The 1,423-nt window shown below is 43.9% G+C and carries 1 protein-coding gene and 1 pseudogene; one reads left to right on the top strand and one right to left on the bottom strand.

Annotated elements, in window-relative coordinates; all coding sequences use genetic code 11:
• Window positions 1-994 (top strand): annotated as a pseudogene (locus FC82_RS15600) (hypothetical protein); the annotation flags it as partial.
• A gap of 154 nt (window positions 995-1,148) precedes the next feature.
• Here the strand turns inward: FC82_RS15600 and FC82_RS17420 are convergent.
• Entirely contained in the window at window positions 1,149-1,211 is a 63-nt protein-coding gene (locus FC82_RS17420) for a putative holin-like toxin (RefSeq protein WP_222843308.1), read from the bottom strand.
• Window positions 1,212-1,423: the final 212 nt, after the last annotated feature.

Below are 1,423 nucleotides of genomic sequence, written 5' to 3'. Positions count from 1 at the left end.
AGCGCCAGAAACATTGATTTAATTTATGCGCAAAATCCTCAAGCCACTCAAGTCGCTGGTTTTAAGTAATGGCAGACGGCTTTTAACCGCACCGTCAACCGGGGCGCAAAAGCGATTCGGATTGCGGCCCCGATTATTAAGAAGTTAACACCAGCCGAGCAAAAGCGTCTTGAATACCACCGATGAGCGGGCCATTGTCGGTTATCGTTATCTCCCCGTCTTTGATGTGTCACAAACTAGCGGTGAACCAGTGTTAAGCGCTAGAGACTTTGTCACAGAAAATTTAGCCGATCATCAGAACGTGACGAGCTTGTATAACGCGTTCAAAGATTATTTAAACCAGCAACCCGACCTTAAAATCAGTGAAGTGCCTTTAGCGACGCTAAATGGGGCTAAGGGGTATTTTCAACCCAGCACTAATGAAATCGTCATTGGTGGCGATGAGCCCGACAATGCTTTGAAACTAAAGACGTTATATCACGAATATGCGCATAGTCAGTTACATGGGTTAAAATCAGCCTTTAAAGATCGGCCGCGAGCCTATCAAGAAACCCAAGCCGAAGCGGTCGCATATGTTGCCATGCAAAATATTGGCGTTGATACCAGTAACTATTCACTCGGTTATGTGGCTACCTGGGCTAAAGATACAGCTGTGATCCATAGTGCTTTAAGTGAAATCCAGCAAGTGAGCAACAAAGTGATTGAGCTTAGCGATGGCTTAACCAAACAATTAGGCTTACAAGAAGCCCCAAAAGAGCCTGAGCATAATCTAAAAAAGCTATCAGCCCATGATCTTAATAAGTCCTACCAAAGCTTGCAACAACAAGCTCAGCAAACAACGAAGCCACAACAAAAAGCACAATTTAAAAACCAGTTACATGAGATACACGAAGAAATCAGTGAGCGAACGCAAAAGCAGCTACAAGCATTTACTGAACAGAATCCGGAAATCAAACAACCCGAATCCGAACTTGATCAAAGTCTAAAACGTTAGCCAGTTTTTAAGGGACATGCTATAATGGAGACAGAAAAGGAAGCCCCGCCGAAAACAGGACTTCCCACGCAAGCCGCTTCAAAGGCGGTGGCGAAGTTAATAAGACAGCATTAAGCTACCCTGTAACTGGCCAAAGTTACGCAGGGCGGCTTTTTTATTTGTGGTGCTTGTCGATATAGCTGAGTAGCGCGATTAAAAACGTGCCAAACAGCAACATCAACGAGAGTGTCTGGAAGACGCTCATTGACTGTGAAACCTTCCTGAAGATTATTCCATGTTCCCATGGGCCTCACCTCGCGAGGGAAAAGACAGCCACCACCCTTAAAACTTCTTACTTAATCTATTATACAGGTAAATGGGGATAGAACAATGTTATGCATAATCAGCTTTCTTTAATTTTTGAGCCATAAATATCCAAGCTATTAACGA

Origin of the sequence: Secundilactobacillus collinoides DSM 20515 = JCM 1123, assembly GCF_001435975.1 — a bacterium.
Lineage (GTDB): Bacteria > Bacillota > Bacilli > Lactobacillales > Lactobacillaceae > Secundilactobacillus > Secundilactobacillus collinoides.
This window is presented reverse-complemented; position numbering and strand designations above follow the sequence as displayed.